The sequence below is a fragment of the Bradyrhizobium vignae genome (assembly GCF_004114425.1).
GTDB lineage: Bacteria > Pseudomonadota > Alphaproteobacteria > Rhizobiales > Xanthobacteraceae > Bradyrhizobium > Bradyrhizobium vignae.
In genome coordinates this window covers 36,998-52,786 of sequence record NZ_RDQF01000017.1, presented here as the reverse complement: position 1 = coordinate 52,786, position 15,789 = coordinate 36,998, and the positions used below count along the sequence as shown (strand labels likewise).

Genomic DNA, 15,789 nt, shown 5'->3' with positions numbered 1-15,789 from the left:
AAGTCGAACGCTCAATCCCCCGCCTTCAGCCGGTACCCGATGCCCGTTTCCGTGAGCACATATTGCGGCCGTTCGGGATCGGCTTCGATCTTCTGGCGGAGCTGGCGGACATAGACGCGCAAGTACTGCGCGTCGGTCAATTCGTCCCAGAGCTCCCTCAGCAGGAAGCGGTGGGTGAGCACCTTGCCGGCATGCTGCACCAGCACGCGCAACAGGTCATATTCCTTCGGCGAGAGCTTCACGTCACGGTCCCCGACCTTGACGATGCGGCGGACGAGATCGACCGAGAGATCGCCGGTGCGGAACAAAGGGCGCTCGCCCTTGATCTGAAGCTGGTGGCGCAACGCGGCGCGCAGGCGCGCCAGGAGCTCCTCCATGCCGAACGGCTTGGTCAGATAATCGTCGGCACCGAGATCGAGCGCCTGGACCTTGCCGGCTTCGTCACCGCGGCTGGACAGCACCACGATCGGCACGCCTTCGTTGCGGGTGCGGATGGTGCGGAGCAGCTCGTGCCCCTGAACGTCGGGCAGGCCCAGATCGAGAATGATCAGCGCCGGCTCTTCGCCGAGCTTTTCCAGCGCGGTCTTGCCGGTCGACGCTTCCAGGATTTCGTAGCCTTGGGTCGTCAGCCCCATCCGCAGCAATTTGCGGATCGGCGGCTCGTCGTCGATGACCAGGACCTTGATCGGAGCAGCGCTCATGCGGCGGTATCCAATGCGTGACTCTCTGCCGGAACGGGCAGGCGGATGGTGAGGACCGCGCCGCTGCGCTCGCTGCGATTGGCAGCGGAGATCGTGCCGCGCATCGCCTCGACGAAGCCGCGGGAGATGGCGAGCCCGAGCCCGGTCCCCGGGCGGACGTGATCGCCCTTCTGCACGCGATAGAACTTGTCGAACACACTCTCGAGCTCGTCAGGGGGAATGCCGGCGCCCTCATCGGCGATCTCGAGCACGACGTGACTGCTGTCGCGCCGGCCCCGGATCGAGATCGTGGTCCCGGATGGCGCGTATTTGGCGGCATTGTCGAGCAGATTGAACAGCACCTGCTCGAACAGCACGGCATCGAGCTGGAGCATCGGCAGATCGGCGGCCAGCACCAGCTCGACCTTGTGGGCGCCAAGGATCTTGCTGGCGCGCCGGAGCGCGCTGCCCACGATTTCGTCGAGATCGTGCAGCGCCGTGTTGGGCACGATGGCGCCGGATTCGAGCTTGGTCATGTCGAGCAGATTGGCAATGAAGCGGTTGAGCCGCTCGGATTCGTCGATGACGGTCGCGAGCAGGTCGCGCTTCTCGGTGTCAGAGAGAGCGCCGGCAAGATCGCGCATGGTCGAGGCTGCGCCGAGCACGGAGGCGAGCGGCGTTTTCAGATCATGCGAGATCGAGGTCAACAGCGCCGACCGCAGGCGCTCGGATTCGACAGTGCGCTTGACGCGGTCCATGTCCTCGACCAGCAGCACGCGCTCGATCGCGAGCGCGCCCTGGTCGACCAGCGCATCGAGCAGCCGGCGCTGGTCCGGCGTCAGCAGCGGGCCGGTGCGGTCGTTGTCGATGCCGATCACACCGATCGGACGCCGGCCGGTGCGCATCGGCAGAAACAGTCGTTTTGCGCCCGGCAAGGTGTCCGAGCCGCGGCCGGCGGCGCGATCGTTGCTCCAGGCCCAGTTGGCCGCAGCGAGGTCGGCCTGATCGAGCTCATCCTCCGGCGGATAGCCCGATTTCACCGTGAGCAGACCCTCGTCGGGCAACAGCAGAACGACGCGCACCTTCAGCATCAGCGCGATCTGGTAGGCGGTCGCCCACAAGACGTCGTCGAGCGTGGCGGTGCCGGCGAGCTTGCGGCTGAAGGCATAGAGCTGCTCGGTCATCCTGATCCGGCCGATCGCCGCATCGGCCTGCGTACGCACGCGCGCTGCGACATTGGAGACGAGCATCGCCACCACCATGAACAGCACGAAGGCGGCGACGTTGGTCGGATCCGTGATCGTGAACGTGTAGATCGGCGGAATGAAGAAGAAATTGTAGCACAGTGAAGCCGCCACCGTCGCCAGCAGCGACGGCCATAAGCCATAGCGCACGGCAACCGCGACGACCGAGGTCAGCAGCACGAGGTCGACGTTCTCGAGCCCGAACCGGGGCTGGATCAGCTCGGCGGCGCCGAGGCCGATCAGCACGATCCCGAGCGCCTTCAGATAGGGCAGCGGATCGAACGGCTCCGAGCGCGCAGCGGTCTGCACCGCGGTCTTGGGCGCGGCCTCGCCGGGCAGCTCGTCACCTGCGATGACGTGGACGGTGATGTTGCCGGCGCGGCGCACCAGGTCGTGCACGACGGAGCCGCGCGTCATCTCGAACCAGCGCGAGCGCGTCGATTTGCCGATCACGATCTGGGTGACGTTGTTGCCTTGCGCGAAATTGACGACGTCGTCGGCGATGCGGCGGCCGACGGCGGGAATGGTCAGCGCCTCTCCGCCGAGCGATTCCGCAAGCCGCAACGTATCGGCCAGCCGATCCCGCTCCTCGTCGGACAATTGCAGGGATCGCCGCGTCTCGATCGAGATCGCGGTGAACGGCGCATGCAGCCGATCGGCCAGCCGCTTGGTGTAGCGCACGAGGCCGGCCGCGCGCGGATCCTCGCTGACGCAGACGAGAATGCGCTCACCCGCGGCCCAGGGACCGGGAATCGCGTTCGCCTGCATGTGGTTGAGGAGCTGCTCGTCGACCCGCTCGGCGGTGCGCCGCAGTGCGAGTTCGCGGAGCGCCGTGAGATTGCCCGGCGAGAAATAATGCTCCAGTGCCCGCTCGGCCTGCTTGGGCACATAGACCTTGCCCTCCTTCAGCCGCTGGATCAGATCGTCGGGCGTGAGGTCGATCAGCTCGATCGCGTCGGCGCGGTCGAACACCGAATCCGGCACGGTCTCGCGCACCCTGACATGGGTGATCTGCGCAACGACGTCGTTCAGGCTCTCGATATGCTGGATGTTGACGGCGGTGTAGACGTCGATGCCGTGCGAGAGCAGCTCCTCGACGTCGAGATAGCGCTTGGGATGGCGGCTGCCGGCCGCGTTGGTGTGGGCGAGCTCGTCGACCAGCGCAATCTGCGGCCGCCGCGCGATCACCGCATCGAGATCCATCTCCTCGACAACCTGGCCGCGGTAGTCCAGCCTCTTGCGCGGGACCACTTCGAGATCGCGCACCAGCGCCTCGGTCTCGGCGCGGCCATGGGTCTCGACGAAGCCGACCACCACGTCGATGCCGGCCTTGCGCTTGGCATGGGCGCTTTGCAGCATCTCATAGGTCTTGCCGACGCCGGGCGCGGCGCCGACGAAGATCTTCAGCCTGCCGCTCGCGCTCTCCTCCCGACGCGCAGCTTCCAGCAGCGCCTCGGGAGAGGGACGTTGTTCGGGATCGCGGCGCTCTCGGACCATGCTATCAATATAATCATCTGCGCACCGCGAGCCTAGACCGCTACTTGGCTGCAGCGCGATCCAGCGCGAGGTTCAGCGCCAGTACGTTAACGCGAGGTTCGCCCATCAGGCCTAGCAAGCGGCCCTGAACGTTGGCCGCCACGATCTGCTTCACAGCGTCCTGCGGCATATTCCGGGCCTTGGCAACGCGCGGCACCTGGAATTCCGCTGCTTCCGGCGAGATGTCAGGGTCGAGACCGCTGGCGGAGGTGGTGACCAGGTCGACCGGCACCTGCGCATTCGGATTCTCGGTCTTGAGCTTGTCCACATCCTCCTTCAGCCGGTCGGCCAGCGCCTTGCTGGTCGGGCCGAGGTTGGAGCCGCCCGAATTGGCGGCGTTGTAGGGCGCCGCAACCGTCTTGGTCGAATCATTCGGGTCCGGCGCCAGCGTTGCCGAAGGGCGGCCGTGGAAGTACTTGTCGTCCTTGAACTCCTGCCCGATCAGGGCGGACCCGATCACCTTGCCGTCCTTCTCGATCATGCTGCCTTGCGCCTGCGCCGGGAAGAGCGCACCGGCGATGGCCGTCATCGCGAGCGGATAGGCGAGGCCCGTGATGGCGGTGAGCACCAGCAAGAGCACGATGGCCGGGCGGATTTCTCTGAGCATGTGCTTCTCCTATTTCTTTCGTCATTGCGAGCGAAGCGAAGCAATCCAGCGTCCTTCCACTGAGGCAGTCTGGATAGTTTCGTCGCTTCGCTCCTCGCAATGACGCGTTAGGCCAAATGCAAGGCGACGACGACGAGGTCGATCGCCTTGATACCGATGAAGGGCACGACGATGCCGCCAAGCCCGTAGATCAAGAGGTTACGCCGGAGCAGCGCACCGGCGCCGACCGCGCGATAGGCAACGCCTTTCAGCGCCAGCGGGATCAGCGCAATGATGACGAGCGCATTGAAGATGATCGCCGACAGGATGGCGCTCTGCGGGCTCGACAGGCTCATGACGTTGATCACGCCAAGCTGGGGATAGAACGCCAGGAACATCGCCGGGATGATCGCAAAATATTTTGCGACGTCGTTGGCGATCGAGAACGTCGTCAGCGCGCCGCGCGTCATCAAGAGCTGCTTGCCGATCTCGACCACCTCGATCAGCTTGGTCGGGTTGGAGTCGAGATCGACCATGTTGCCGGCTTCGCGCGCGGCCTGGGTGCCGGTGTTCATGGCGACACCGACATCGGCCTGGGCGAGCGCCGGGGCGTCGTTGGTGCCGTCGCCGCACATCGCCACCAGCTTGCCCTTGGCCTGCTCGTCGCGGATCAGCTTGAGCTTGTCCTCGGGCGTTGCCTGCGCCAGGAAATCGTCGACGCCGGCCTCCGCCGCGATGGCAGCGGCCGTCGTCGGATTGTCGCCGGTGATCATGATGGTGCGGATGCCCATGCGGCGCAGCTCGGCGAAGCGCTCGCGAATGCCGCCCTTGACGATATCCTTGAGCTGAACGATTCCGAGCAGCTTGCCGTCCTTGGCGACAGCCAGCGGCGTGCCGCCCGATTTGGCGACTTCGTCGGCAATGGCGCTGATCTCGCGGCCGGCCTCGGACAAAGCCGCGGGCTGCAAGGCCCGTGCCGCGTTGCCCGAGGCGATCGCGATCGGCGCGCCGCCGCCGATATAGTTGAGGATGGCATCGACCGCACCCTTGCGCACCGACGAGCCGCCGGCGTTGACGCCGCTCATGCGGGTCTGCGCCGTGAACGGAACGAAGGTCGCTCCCAGCTCGGCCATGTCGCGGCCACGGATCCCGTACTTCTCCTTGGCGAGCACGACGATGGAGCGGCCTTCCGGCGTCTCGTCCGCGAGCGAGGCGAGCTGGGCGGCATCGGCCAACTCCTGCTCGGTGACACCGCGCACGGGACGAAAGGCGGTCGCCTGCCGATTGCCGAGCGTGATGGTGCCGGTCTTGTCGAGCAGCAGCGTGTCGACATCACCGGCAGCTTCGACCGCGCGGCCGGACATGGCGAGCACGTTGAAGCGCACCAGGCGGTCCATGCCGGCGATGCCGATCGCCGACAACAGCGCGCCGATCGTGGTCGGGATCAGCGTCACGAACAGCGCGACCAGCACGATCACGGAGATCGAGCCGCCGGCATAGGCCGCGTAGCTCGGAATGGTCACGGTGGCGAACACGAAGATGATGGTGAGGCCGGCGAGCAGGATGTTGAGCGCGATCTCGTTCGGCGTCTTCTGCCGCTCGGCGCCCTCGACCAGCTTGATCATGCGGTCGATGAAGGTCGAGCCCTGCGCGGCGGTGATGCGGACGCGGATCCAGTCCGACAGCACCTGCGTGCCGCCGGTCACGGCCGAGCGGTCGCCGCCGGATTCGCGGATCACGGGCGCGGACTCGCCGGTGATGGCGGCCTCGTTGACGGAGGCGACGCCCTCGATCACTTCACCGTCCGATGGGATCGTGTCGCCCGCCTCGACCAGCACGAGATCGCCGACCTTCAGGCTCGTGCCTGATACGAGCTTGTAGTCGCGGCCCGCGCCGCTCAGGAGCTTGGCCTGGCTCTCGGTGCGGGTCTTGCGCAGCGTCTCGGCCTGCGCCTTGCCCCGGCCCTCGGCCACCGCTTCGGCAAGGTTTGCGAACAGCACGGTGAACCACAGCCAGAGGATGATCTGGAAGGTGAAGGCGAGATTTTCCCCGCCGATGACGAGGTCGCGGACGAAGATCACGGTGGTGAGCGCGGCCACGATCTCGACCACGAACATCACGGGGTTCTTGATCATGGACCGCGGATCGAGCTTGGTGAAGGCTGCACCGAGGGCGGGCACCACGATCCTGGGATCCAGCATCGCCGAGACCGGCATGCGCTTGTTGGGTTTATGGACGGGTTCCATGGAGGTCACTCCGAAAGAGCTGGATCAGAAGACGTTGCCGGCGTTCATCGCGAGGTGCTCGACAATGGGGCCGAGCGCGAGCGCCGGGAAGAAGGTCAGGCCGCCCATGATCAGGATGACGCCGACGACGAGGCCGACGAACAGGCCGCCGGTAGTCGGAAAGGTCCCCATCGACGGCGGAATGGATTTCTTCTCCGCCAGCGATCCCGCGATCGCCATCGCCGGCACGATCATGAAGAAGCGGCCGACGAACATGGCAACGCCGCCGGTCAGATTGTAGAACGGCGTATTACCGGTGAGGCCCGCAAAGGCGGAGCCGTTATTGGCGGTCTGGGAGGTATAGGCATAGAGCACTTCGGCGAAACCGTGTGGGCCGGCATTGGCCATCGATGCCACGGCCGACGGCAGCACCACGGCGACGGCGGTCCAGCCGAGAATCATCAGGGGCAGGACGAGAATGGCGAGCATCGCCATCTTGACCTCACGCGCCTCGATCTTCTTGCCGACATATTCCGGCGTGCGGCCGACCATCAGGCCTGCGACGAAGATCGCGAGGATGACGAACAGCAGCATGCCGTACATACCGGCGCCGACGCCGCCGACGATGATTTCGCCGAGCTCCATGTTGATCAGCGGGATCATGCCGCCGAGCGCGGTGAAACTGTCGTGCATGGCGTTCACCGCGCCGCACGAAGCGGCGGTGGTGATGACCGCGAACAGCGCGGACGCAACGATGCCGAAGCGGACTTCCTTGCCCTCCATGTTGCCCCCGGTCAGGCCCAGCGCCTGGAGCGTCGAGGTGCCCTGAGCCTCCGCCCAGTAGGCGACGGCGACGCCCGCGACGAACAGCACGCCCATTACGGCGAGGATCGCCCAGCCCTGGCGCTGGTTGCCGACCATGCGGCCGAACACGTTGGTCAGCGCCGCACCGAGCACGAAGGTCGACAGCATCTGCACGAAATTCGACAGCGCGGTCGGATTTTCGAACGGGTGCGCGGCATTGGCGTTGAAGAAGCCGCCGCCATTGGTCCCCAGCATCTTGATCGCGACCTGCGAGGCGACCGGACCGACCGCAATGGTCTGCTTGGTGCCTTCGAGCGTGGTCGCTTCGACGTAGTTGCCCAGCGTCTGCGGCATGCCCTGCCAGACCAGGAACAGCGCGAACACGACGCAGATCGGCAGCAGTATGTAGAGCGTGCAGCGGGTCACATCGACCCAGAAATTGCCGACGGTGCGCATGGATGCGCGGGCAAAGCCGCGGATCAGCGCCACCGCGAGCACGATGCCGGTCGCCGCCGACAGGAAATTCTGGTGCGTGAGGCCGACCATCTGGGTCAGATAGGAGAGCGTGCTCTCGCCGGCGTAGTTCTGCCAGTTGGTGTTGGTGATGAAGGAGATCGCGGTGTTGAAGGACAGATCCTCGGCAACCGCGGACTGCCCGGCCGGATTGAACGGCAGCACGGCCTGGAGCCGCATGAGGCCGTAGATGATGAGGAAGCCGCCGACATGGAACAGCAGCATGGCGACCGTGTAGGTCAGCCAGTGCTGCTCGCGCTTCTCGTCGACGCCGGAGATCCGGTAGATGCCGGCCTCGATCGGGCGCAGCACCGGCGACAGGAACGTCCGCTCGCCGCTGAAGACGCGCGTCATGTACCAGCCGAGCGGCTTGGTCAGCGCGACGATGATGGCACAATAGAGAATGATCTGGAGCCAACCGATCACGGTCATGGAGAGAGCCTTTGTGGAATCGCGTTAGAGCGGCGCCCGCTCAGAACCGTTCGGGCCGCAGCAGCGCGTAGGTGAGATACATCAGGAGGCCGAACGAGACGGCGCCGGCGAGCGCATAATCGAAGATCATGGTCCGCTCCCTCAAAGCCGTTCGCAGGCGTAGGTATAGCCGACCGCGAGCGCGAACAAGACAAAGCCCAGCGCCAGCATCAGAATGTCCATCATGGAGATGATCCTCGTCTGTCCCTATGTCCGGCAATTATTCTCGGCCTGCCGGCGGCACGACGCTGACGTGCCACCGCGGACATAGGTTTTCGAGACGGAGGCCGCGGCGAAGTTATAGGAATCTCATAAAGGCCGGCGAGCCGGCTTGCCGTGGTCGGTCGGGCAAGTGCATCCGCGCCTTTATGAAATCCTTATATCTTCCGCCCCTTTCTCACCTCGTTTTCAAATGCCGTTCCAGCCATCTTGGACACGCCGGCCGACTGACCGACGCAGATGTCCACGAGGCCCAAGTGACCGCCGCTCTCGAACGCCGTGATCTGCTCTTGCTGGGTGAACGCATTCGCGCCGCGAGCGCAGCGACTCGGCCGTTGATGATCGAGATCATCGATAGGGCGTGCCGACGCTTCCCCTCGCTCAGGCAAAGCGCAGGCACCGCGCGCGTCATGAGCCTGATCGACGTCGAGGCTTGGGCCGATGCCGCGCTCGCATTGATGGAGCTCGAGCTGCCGCTTTGGCAGGTCCGCCGTATCGCCTATGACGATGGGGAGTGGCATTGCGCCCTGTCGCGCCAACGCGAACTGCCGGACTGGCTGGACTCCGCGGTCGAGGGCCGCCATGCCGACCTTGCGCTCTCTCTGATGTCGGCCTTTGCCGAGGTGCAGGTGCTGACCGCGGAGGCAGCCCGGCCGAGCGTTCCCTCTGTTCGTCCGGCCCGCGATCCGCTCTACGAGCCGATCGGCTGCGACAATGTCGGTTAAACGCGCATGCAGACCGGCACGCGAAATCTGGAGCGGGTGGTCACCGTTATCGTCTTGACGATGACGCTGAGCATGATCTGGGGCGCCGTGCTGACGCTCGCGATCGCGCTAGCAGCACGCGGCCTGGGCGTTTAGGGTCGCGCCGCCGCGCGCGGCAACGGCACGCGAGCTGACCATGGCGGCCTTTGAAGCGAGCAACCGCGCGCGCAGCGCAGTCGCAATGCCGGGTTGAGGCAAGCTGTCCCGCGGAAAAGGCCTGCCCGATCTGGCGCAATTTCACGGAACCGTGTAGATCGGTTTCATGAGCACAAGCAGCGTCAACGTCGTCGCCCACCCCCTGGTCCAGCACAAGCTCTCCCTGATGCGGGAGAAGGATCGCTCGACCAAGAGCTTTCGCGAGATCCTGAACGAGATCGGGATGCTGCTCTGCTACGAGGTGACGCGTGACCTGCCGCTGGAGCTGGTCGAGATAGAGACGCCGATCGCGCCAATGCAGGCGCCGAAGATCGCCGGCAAGAAGCTCACGCTGGCGCCGATCCTGCGCGCCGGCGTCGGCTTCCTCGACGGCATGCTCGCCTTGATGCCTTCGGCGCGCATCGCCCATATCGGGCTCTACCGCGACCCCGAGACGTTGCAGGCCGTGGAATATTACTTCAAGGCCCCGCAGGACCTGTCCGACCGCACCGTGATCCTGATGGACCCGATGCTGGCGACCGGCAATTCGGCCTGCGCCGGCGCCTCACTGCTCAAAGCCCGCGGCGCCCGCGACATCCGCTTCGTCTGCCTTCTGGCCGCGCCCGAGGGCATCGCCCAGTTCCAGAGCGAGCATCCCGACGTGCCGATCTGGACCGCCGCAATCGACGAGCGGCTCAACGACCACGGCTACATCGTGCCGGGCCTGGGCGATGCCGGCGACCGGATGTTCGGCACCAAGTAGACAGGTTTGCGCGGGCGCGTTACTCCAGTCGGCATGAGCGCCGACGCTTTTTCGCTGCAATCGCTGATCCGGATCGAGACCGCCGCCGATCCTGCCTTCGTATTCGACGGCACACTCTTCTCCCGCGTGGAATTCGCGGCAAAGGTCGAGCAGACCGCCGCCTGGCTCGCCGCGCAGGGCATCGGCAAGGGCGACGTCGTCGCGGTCTGGCTGGTCAACCGGGTCGAATGGCTCGCACTGCTGTTCGCCGCCGCACGGCTCGGCGCGGTCGTCGCCGCCGTCAACACGCGCTACCGCAGCGCGGAAGTCGCGCATCTGCTTCGCGTGTCCGGTGCGAAGCTCATGGTGGTCGAGGCCGCATTCCGCTCGATCGATTTTGCCGCCATCCTCGCAGGCATCACCAAAGACGAGGTGCCGGCGCTGCAAAGGCTCGCGGTGGTTGGCGCGGATGCGATCCCGGCACACTGGCCCTGCGTGCGGTTCGACGCGTTTGAGAAATCCTATTCACCGGCTCCGCCGGCCCAGGACGACGTCGACCTGCCCGTGCTGCTCTACACGACGTCAGGCACCACCAAGGGCCCGAAGCTGGTCGCGCATTCGCAGCGGACGCTGGCGACGCACGCCGCCTCCGTCGCCCGCGCGCTCCAACTCGATCACCGGCGTCATTCGCTGCTGGCGATGCTGCCGTTCTGCGGCACGTTCGGCATGACGAGCCTGCTCGGCTTCATCGCAGCCGGCGCGACCATCCATGTGCTCGACGCCTTCGAAGCCGCGCCGGCCCTCAAGATTCTCAGCGCGTGCAGGATCACGCATTCCTTCGGCTCCGACGAGATGTTCCGGCGCATTCTCGCCCTCACCGATGCGCCGCGCCCATTTCCATATCTCGAAGTCTGTGGCTTCGCCGCGTTCCAGCCCGGCTGGCGCGAGCTGGCAGTCGAAGCAGAGGCGCGCGGCATGAAGCTGTTCGGTCTCTACGGTTCGAGCGAGGTGCAGGCGCTGTTCTCGATCGGCCGCACCGGTGATGCTTTCGCCGACCGCATCGAGGGCGGCGGCTGGCCGATGTCGCCTGACGCGAAAGTCCGCGTACGCGATGTCGAGACCGGCGAGCTTGCACCCCAAGGCGTGTCCGGCGAGATCGAGATCAGCGCGCCGTCACGCTTCCTCGGCTACTTCAACAATCCCGCGGCAACGCATGAAGCGATCACCGCCGACGGGTTCTTCCGCACCGGGGACATCGGCCGGCTGCGCGGCGACGGCTCCTTTGTCTACGAGACGCGCGCCGGCGATGCGATGCGGCTCGGCGGCTTCCTGGTCGCGCCCGGCGAAATCGAGGACGAGCTCAAATCCTGCACCGGCGTCGCCGACGCCCAGGTCGTCGCGGTCGATCTCAGGGGTCAAGCACGTTGCGTCGCCTTCGTGATCCCGACTGGAGATCCACCGCGACAGGAGGCGCTGACCGCTCATCTGCGCGAACGGCTCGCCGGCTACAAGGTGCCGGCGCAGATCTATGTCGTGGACGCCTTCCCCGTCACCGACAGCGCCAACGGCGTCAAGATCCAACGCGCCAGGCTTCGTGCCATGGCGATGGAACGCATCGCCGCCGAATAAGCCGGCCTGTTTGGTTGCGCCGCGAGACTCGTTCAGTAGGACTTCGCGAGCCCCAGCACCTTTTCCGCGATGAAGCTGAGTGCGAGCTGCGGGCTGACCGGCGCAATGCGCGGGATCAGCACCTCGCGCAAATAGCGTTCGACATGGAATTCCTTGGCATAACCGAAGCCGCCATGGGTCATCACCGCCTGCTCACAGGCCGAGAAGCCCGCCTCGCCCGCCAGATATTTCGCGGCATTGGCCGCAGCGCCGCACGGCATGCCCTTGTCGTATTGCCACGCCGCCGACATCACCATCAGCCAGGCCGCTTCGAGCTCGACCCAGTTCACCGCGAGCGGATGCTGGATACCCTGGTTCTTGCCGATCGGGCGGTTGAACACGGTGCGCGTCTTGGCGTACTCCGTCGCGCGCGACAGCGCGAGCTTACCGAGACCCACGGCTTCGGCCGCAATCAGGATGCGCTCGGGGTTCATCCCTTCGAGAATGTACTGGAAGCCTTTGCCTTCCTCGCCGATCCGATCCTCCATCGGGATTTCAAAGTCCTCGAAGAACAGCTCGTTGGAATCGACGATCTTGCGGCCCATCTTCTCGATTTCGTGGACCTTGATCCTGTTGCGGTCGAAATCAGTATAGAACAGGCTGAGGCCGTGGGTGGGCGAGCGCACCTCCTCCAGCGGGGTGGTGCGCGCCAGCAGCAGTATCTTGTGCGCGACCTGTGCGGTCGAGATCCACACTTTCTGGCCGTTGACGATGTAGCGGTCGTTCTTGGCGACCGCGCGGGTCTTGAGCTGCGTGGTGTTGAGTCCCGTGTTGGGCTCGGTGACGGCGAAGCACGCCTTCTCGCGGCCTTCGACCATCGGCGGCAGCATGCGCCTGCGCTGCTCCTCGGTGCCGAACACGACCACCGGATTGAGCCCGAATACGTTGATATGCACGGCCGAGGCACCGGACATGCCGGCGCCGGACTCCGCGATGGTACGCATCATGATCGCGGCTTCCGTGATGCCGAGCCCGGAGCCGCCGTATTCCTCCGGCACGCAGATGCCGAGCCAGCCGGCGTCCGCCAGCGCCTTGTGGAAGTCGTGCGGGAAGCCGCCGTCGTGATCCTTCTTCAGCCAGTAGGCATCGGGAAAGCCCTCGCAGATCTTGGCGATCGCGTCGCGAATGGCTTCCTGCTGATCGGTGAGCGCGAAATCCATGTTCTTGATCTCCTCCCTGGGAGCCGCGACCCCGCCATCTCCCTTGCCTTCGCGTTCCCCACACCAAGGCCACGACCGATTGCTGTGCCTCGGTCGCGCCTTTGCTCGCGTTCTTAGCTCGAAAAACTGGGCACAGATACGTGAATTTATCCGTAGACTGTGTGTACCATGCATAGGGTCATGCGGCGCGACGGTGCGAGCGCGCCGTTATTTCGCAGGGAGGAAACCGCGATGGCCGGACTTTATTTCGAAGACTTTTCCGTAGGCCAGGAGTTCAGGCACCCGCTGACCCGGACCGTTACGGAGATGGACAACACCATGTTCAGTCTGCTGACGCTCAATCCGCAACCGCTGCACATCGACGCCCATTTCGCCGAGAAGACCGAGTTCGGCCAGCGCATTTTCAACAGCCTTTACACCCTCGGCATCATGATCGGCATGACGGTCTATGATACGACCCTCGGGACCACCGTCGCCAATCTCGGCATGACCGACGTCACCTTTCCAAAGCCGGTCTTCCATGGCGACACCTTGCGGGCGACGACGAAGGTGCTCTCGGTGCGAGAATCCAAATCGCGGCCCACGGCCGGGATCGTCGAGTTCGAGCACCACGCCCTGAACCAGAACGACGAGATCGTCGGAAAATGCCGCCGCATGGCGATGATGCACAAGAGGCCGGTCTGATGCGTTCGATGCTGTTCGTGCCGGGCGATTCCCCGCGCAAGTTCGAGAAGGCGAGCGAAGGCAAGGCCGACGCGTTGATCATCGATCTCGAGGACTCCGTCGTCACAGAGAAAAAGGCGGAGGCGCGCGAGTTGACAGTTGCGATGCTGAAGAGCCGTCCCGGCCCACACCAGCTCTACGTCCGCGTCAATGCGCTGGATACCGGCATGACGCTGGCCGACCTCGCGGCGGTGATGCCGGGCAGGCCCGACGGCATCGTGCTGCCGAAATCGCAAGGCGGCGACGACGTGCGGCAGGTCGCGACCTGGCTCGAAGCGCTCGAGGCGGCAGCCGGCATCGAGGTCGGCGCGACCCGCATCGTTTGCGTGGCGACGGAAACGGCCAGTTCGATCTTCGGGCTCGGCAGCTACAAGGGCTGCTCCCCTCGCCTTGCCGGGCTGATGTGGGGCGCTGAGGATCTCTCCGCCTCGCTTGGTGCCACCGAGAAAGCGAGCGGCGGCGTGTTCCACAGCCCCTATCGCCTCGCGCGCGATCTCTGCCTGATGGCCGCGGCCGCGGCCGAGGTCGCGGCCATCGACACGGTCTACACCGATATCGACAACCTCACTGGCCTCGAGCAGGAAACGCGCGCCGCGCGGCGCGATGGTTTTTCGGCAAAGGCGCTGATCCACCCTAAGCATGTCGACATCGTCAACGCGGCCTTCGAGCCGACGGACGCCGAACGCACATGGGCGGAGAAGGTCATCGCGGCGTTCGCGAGCAATCCCGATTCCGGCACGCTGCGGCTCGACGGCCAGATGATCGACAAGCCGCACCTTCGCGCCGCCAAGAAGATCCTCGGCCAGTCCTAGATCGGGACGAAGCCTCGCCAGACAGGCGAGGGCTTGAAGCTGCCGGCCTCAATCGAATCCCTGAACGGGCGGCGTCGAGGTCTGCGCCGGGACGGCAGGTGCGGCTTGAACCGGCGGGGCCGGATTGCCGGCAGCGCGCATCTGCCCGTTGGCTGCCATCGCCTCGCGCGTGCGCGACGGACCCCCGGTCGCGGCGGCGCGGCGCGGCGGCTGCCGGTGCCTTGCCGAGTGCGAACCTCTCGTGCCCCAGGAGCGGGCGATCGAAGGTCCGGCCGTGTAGCCGATCAAGGCTCCGGCGACCGCACCGACCGGGCCCAGCACGACCGCGCCCGATACCGCGCCCAGCGCCGCATCGCCCGCACGCTCCTGCGCAACCGCGCTCGCGGGCACGCAGGCCAGCATCGCGATAGCAGTGATCAGAGCTTTGTTCATCGGAGCGCCTCCCTCACGGGAATTCACTCGTTCTCAAATATGGCCGCACGAGGTTCACTTGCCGGCCAACAAAAGGCAATCGATCCGCGGAACTCGGCGATTCCTGAGCCTTCCGCCGCCAACTGGTGGTTGCGGCGGCATGGCAACTACACGATCTTGATCGACATGTCGGGCAGGCCCTCGAGCTTGCAGAGCAGCACGTCGCCCTTCACGACGGGGCCGACATTCTCGGGCGTGCCGGAATAGATGATGTCGCCGGCCTTCAGCTCGAACGCTTCCGACAGCTTCGCGATCTGCTCGGCCACGCTCCAGATCATCTTGCTGAGATCCGAGTTCTGCCGCACCGTACCATTGACGGCCAGCGAGATCGCGCCCTTCTCGAAATGACCGGTCTTGCTCGCCGGGTGAATCGGGCCAAGCACCGCGGCGTGGTCAAAGCTCTTGCCGATTTCCCAAGGCTTCTTCTCCGCGGCCATGCCGTTCTGGAGATCGCGCCGGGTCATGTCGAGGCCGAGGGCGTATCCATAGACGTGGTCGAGCGCCTTATCGACCGGGATATTGGTGCCGCCGGACTTCAGCGCGGCGACCAGCTCGACCTCGCGATGATAATTCTTGGTCAGCGACGGATAGGGATGTTCGGCGACCTCACCGATCGCGACGTTCTGGATCGCGTCCGTCGGCTTCTGGAAGAAGAACGGCGGCTCGCGGTTCGGATCCGAGCCGCGCTCGATCGCATGTGCCGCATAGTTGCGCCCGATGCAGTAGATGCGGCGGACCTGAAACACCTGGCTCTCGCCGACGATCGGGATCGTGACCATCGGCACCGGGAAGATCGGCTTCGGTCCGGCCTGCGCCGCGGCCGGTGCGATCTCGGCCAGCGAAGCTGCGGTGGCCGCCGCCGCGGTTGCAATCAGGTCGCGTCGCGTCGGTGAGATCCTTCTCATGTCAGGTGCTTCCTTCCTTGTCCTTGGGCAGCGTCAAGCGCTCCGATCCGGCTAATAGTCGATCTTCAGCCTGCCAGCAACAAGGACTGGCACGGGCTTCGAGCATCTTGACACCGTTCACCCGCCGCATA

Annotated in this window: 15 protein-coding genes; 6 read left to right on the top strand and 9 right to left on the bottom strand. The window is 65.3% G+C overall.

Annotated elements, in window-relative coordinates; genetic code table 11:
* Positions 1-11: 11 nt before the first annotated feature.
* From EAV90_RS16830 to EAV90_RS16805, 6 genes are all read right to left on the bottom strand, one after another.
* The gene (locus EAV90_RS16830; protein ID WP_129144063.1) at positions 12-701 is read right to left on the bottom strand and encodes a response regulator; all 690 of its coding nucleotides are present in this window, start codon (positions 699-701) and stop codon (positions 12-14) included.
* Positions 698-3,421 carry a sensor histidine kinase gene (locus EAV90_RS16825; protein WP_129144062.1) on the bottom strand — a complete coding sequence of 908 codons (2,724 nt, stop codon included), beginning with the start codon at positions 3,419-3,421 and terminating at the stop codon, positions 698-700. Before EAV90_RS16825 ends, EAV90_RS16830 begins: the two co-directional genes overlap by 4 nt.
* Before the next feature lie 40 nt (positions 3,422-3,461).
* Positions 3,462-4,067 (bottom strand): K(+)-transporting ATPase subunit C, encoded by a 606-nt coding sequence (locus EAV90_RS16820; protein ID WP_129144061.1) that lies wholly within the window; start codon positions 4,065-4,067, stop codon positions 3,462-3,464.
* 107 nt (positions 4,068-4,174) lie between these two features.
* Entirely contained in the window at positions 4,175-6,292 is a 2,118-nt protein-coding gene (gene kdpB / locus EAV90_RS16815; RefSeq protein ID WP_129144060.1) for a potassium-transporting ATPase subunit KdpB, read from the bottom strand.
* Positions 6,293-6,316: 24 nt separating this feature from the next.
* A complete protein-coding gene (gene kdpA, locus EAV90_RS16810) occupies positions 6,317-8,020 on the bottom strand; it encodes a potassium-transporting ATPase subunit KdpA (protein WP_129144059.1) in 1,704 nt (567 codons plus the stop codon).
* Positions 8,021-8,060: 40 nt separating this feature from the next.
* The gene (locus EAV90_RS16805; RefSeq protein WP_091879689.1) at positions 8,061-8,150 is read right to left on the bottom strand and encodes a K(+)-transporting ATPase subunit F; all 90 of its coding nucleotides are present in this window, start codon (positions 8,148-8,150) and stop codon (positions 8,061-8,063) included.
* Positions 8,151-8,535: 385 nt separating this feature from the next.
* Between EAV90_RS16805 and EAV90_RS16800 the strand changes: the two genes are divergently transcribed.
* The 4 genes from EAV90_RS16800 to EAV90_RS16785 all read left to right on the top strand — a co-directional run bounded on the left by EAV90_RS16800 (position 8,536) and on the right by EAV90_RS16785 (position 11,548).
* Positions 8,536-9,003 (top strand): hypothetical protein, encoded by a 468-nt coding sequence (locus EAV90_RS16800; RefSeq protein ID WP_122401827.1) that lies wholly within the window; start codon positions 8,536-8,538, stop codon positions 9,001-9,003.
* 6 nt (positions 9,004-9,009) lie between these two features.
* The gene (locus EAV90_RS41260) at positions 9,010-9,138 is read left to right on the top strand and encodes a hypothetical protein (RefSeq protein WP_283810479.1); all 129 of its coding nucleotides are present in this window, start codon (positions 9,010-9,012) and stop codon (positions 9,136-9,138) included.
* A 166-nt stretch (positions 9,139-9,304) separates the two neighbouring features.
* Complete coding sequence (upp, locus tag EAV90_RS16790) at positions 9,305-9,940, top strand: uracil phosphoribosyltransferase (protein WP_122401826.1); 636 nt, start codon at positions 9,305-9,307, stop codon at positions 9,938-9,940.
* A gap of 33 nt (positions 9,941-9,973) precedes the next feature.
* Positions 9,974-11,548: an AMP-binding protein gene (locus EAV90_RS16785; protein WP_129144058.1), complete on the top strand. Its 1,575-nt coding sequence runs from the start codon at positions 9,974-9,976 to the stop codon at positions 11,546-11,548.
* A gap of 32 nt (positions 11,549-11,580) precedes the next feature.
* Here EAV90_RS16785 and EAV90_RS16780 read toward each other — a convergent pair whose 3' ends face one another.
* Complete coding sequence (locus EAV90_RS16780) at positions 11,581-12,747, bottom strand: acyl-CoA dehydrogenase family protein (protein ID WP_092297474.1); 1,167 nt, start codon at positions 12,745-12,747, stop codon at positions 11,581-11,583.
* Positions 12,748-12,927: 180 nt separating this feature from the next.
* On the opposite strand from EAV90_RS16780, the gene EAV90_RS16775 reads away from it, so the two are divergent.
* Both EAV90_RS16775 and EAV90_RS16770 read left to right on the top strand, forming a co-directional pair.
* Positions 12,928-13,431, top strand: a complete 504-nt coding sequence (locus EAV90_RS16775; RefSeq protein ID WP_347338425.1) for a MaoC family dehydratase — start codon at positions 12,928-12,930, stop codon at positions 13,429-13,431.
* Positions 13,431-14,282, top strand: coding sequence for an HpcH/HpaI aldolase/citrate lyase family protein (locus EAV90_RS16770; protein ID WP_164936971.1), 852 nt, complete (start codon positions 13,431-13,433; stop codon positions 14,280-14,282). Before EAV90_RS16775 ends, EAV90_RS16770 begins: the two co-directional genes overlap by 1 nt.
* Before the next feature lie 48 nt (positions 14,283-14,330).
* On the opposite strand, the gene EAV90_RS16765 is transcribed toward EAV90_RS16770, so the two are convergent.
* Together EAV90_RS16765 and EAV90_RS16760 are read right to left on the bottom strand one after the other, a co-directional pair.
* Positions 14,331-14,714, bottom strand: coding sequence for a hypothetical protein (locus EAV90_RS16765; protein WP_162500155.1), 384 nt, complete (start codon positions 14,712-14,714; stop codon positions 14,331-14,333).
* A gap of 146 nt (positions 14,715-14,860) precedes the next feature.
* Positions 14,861-15,658 (bottom strand): fumarylacetoacetate hydrolase family protein, encoded by a 798-nt coding sequence (locus tag EAV90_RS16760; protein WP_129144056.1) that lies wholly within the window; start codon positions 15,656-15,658, stop codon positions 14,861-14,863.
* Positions 15,659-15,789: the final 131 nt, after the last annotated feature.

Bases quoted from the DNA above. Each gene is read 5' to 3' on its own strand.
- EAV90_RS16830 (WP_129144063.1), bottom strand. From the start codon at position 701: ATGAGCGCTGCTCCGATCAAGGTCCTGGTCATCGACGACGAGCCGCCG.
- EAV90_RS16825 (WP_129144062.1), bottom strand. From the start codon at position 3,421: ATGGTCCGAGAGCGCCGCGATCCCGAACAACGTCCCTCTCCCGAGGCG.
- EAV90_RS16820 (WP_129144061.1), bottom strand. From the start codon at position 4,067: ATGCTCAGAGAAATCCGCCCGGCCATCGTGCTCTTGCTGGTGCTCACC.
- kdpB (WP_129144060.1), bottom strand. From the start codon at position 6,292: ATGGAACCCGTCCATAAACCCAACAAGCGCATGCCGGTCTCGGCGATG.
- kdpA (WP_129144059.1), bottom strand. From the start codon at position 8,020: ATGACCGTGATCGGTTGGCTCCAGATCATTCTCTATTGTGCCATCATC.
- EAV90_RS16805 (WP_091879689.1), bottom strand. From the start codon at position 8,150: ATGATCTTCGATTATGCGCTCGCCGGCGCCGTCTCGTTCGGCCTCCTG.
- EAV90_RS41260 (WP_283810479.1), top strand. From the start codon at position 9,010: ATGCAGACCGGCACGCGAAATCTGGAGCGGGTGGTCACCGTTATCGTC.
- upp (WP_122401826.1), top strand. From the start codon at position 9,305: ATGAGCACAAGCAGCGTCAACGTCGTCGCCCACCCCCTGGTCCAGCAC.
- EAV90_RS16785 (WP_129144058.1), top strand. From the start codon at position 9,974: ATGAGCGCCGACGCTTTTTCGCTGCAATCGCTGATCCGGATCGAGACC.
- EAV90_RS16780 (WP_092297474.1), bottom strand. From the start codon at position 12,747: ATGGATTTCGCGCTCACCGATCAGCAGGAAGCCATTCGCGACGCGATC.
- EAV90_RS16775 (WP_347338425.1), top strand. From the start codon at position 12,928: ATGCGGCGCGACGGTGCGAGCGCGCCGTTATTTCGCAGGGAGGAAACC.
- EAV90_RS16770 (WP_164936971.1), top strand. From the start codon at position 13,431: ATGCGTTCGATGCTGTTCGTGCCGGGCGATTCCCCGCGCAAGTTCGAG.
- EAV90_RS16765 (WP_162500155.1), bottom strand. From the start codon at position 14,714: ATGAACAAAGCTCTGATCACTGCTATCGCGATGCTGGCCTGCGTGCCC.
- EAV90_RS16760 (WP_129144056.1), bottom strand. From the start codon at position 15,658: ATGAGAAGGATCTCACCGACGCGACGCGACCTGATTGCAACCGCGGCG.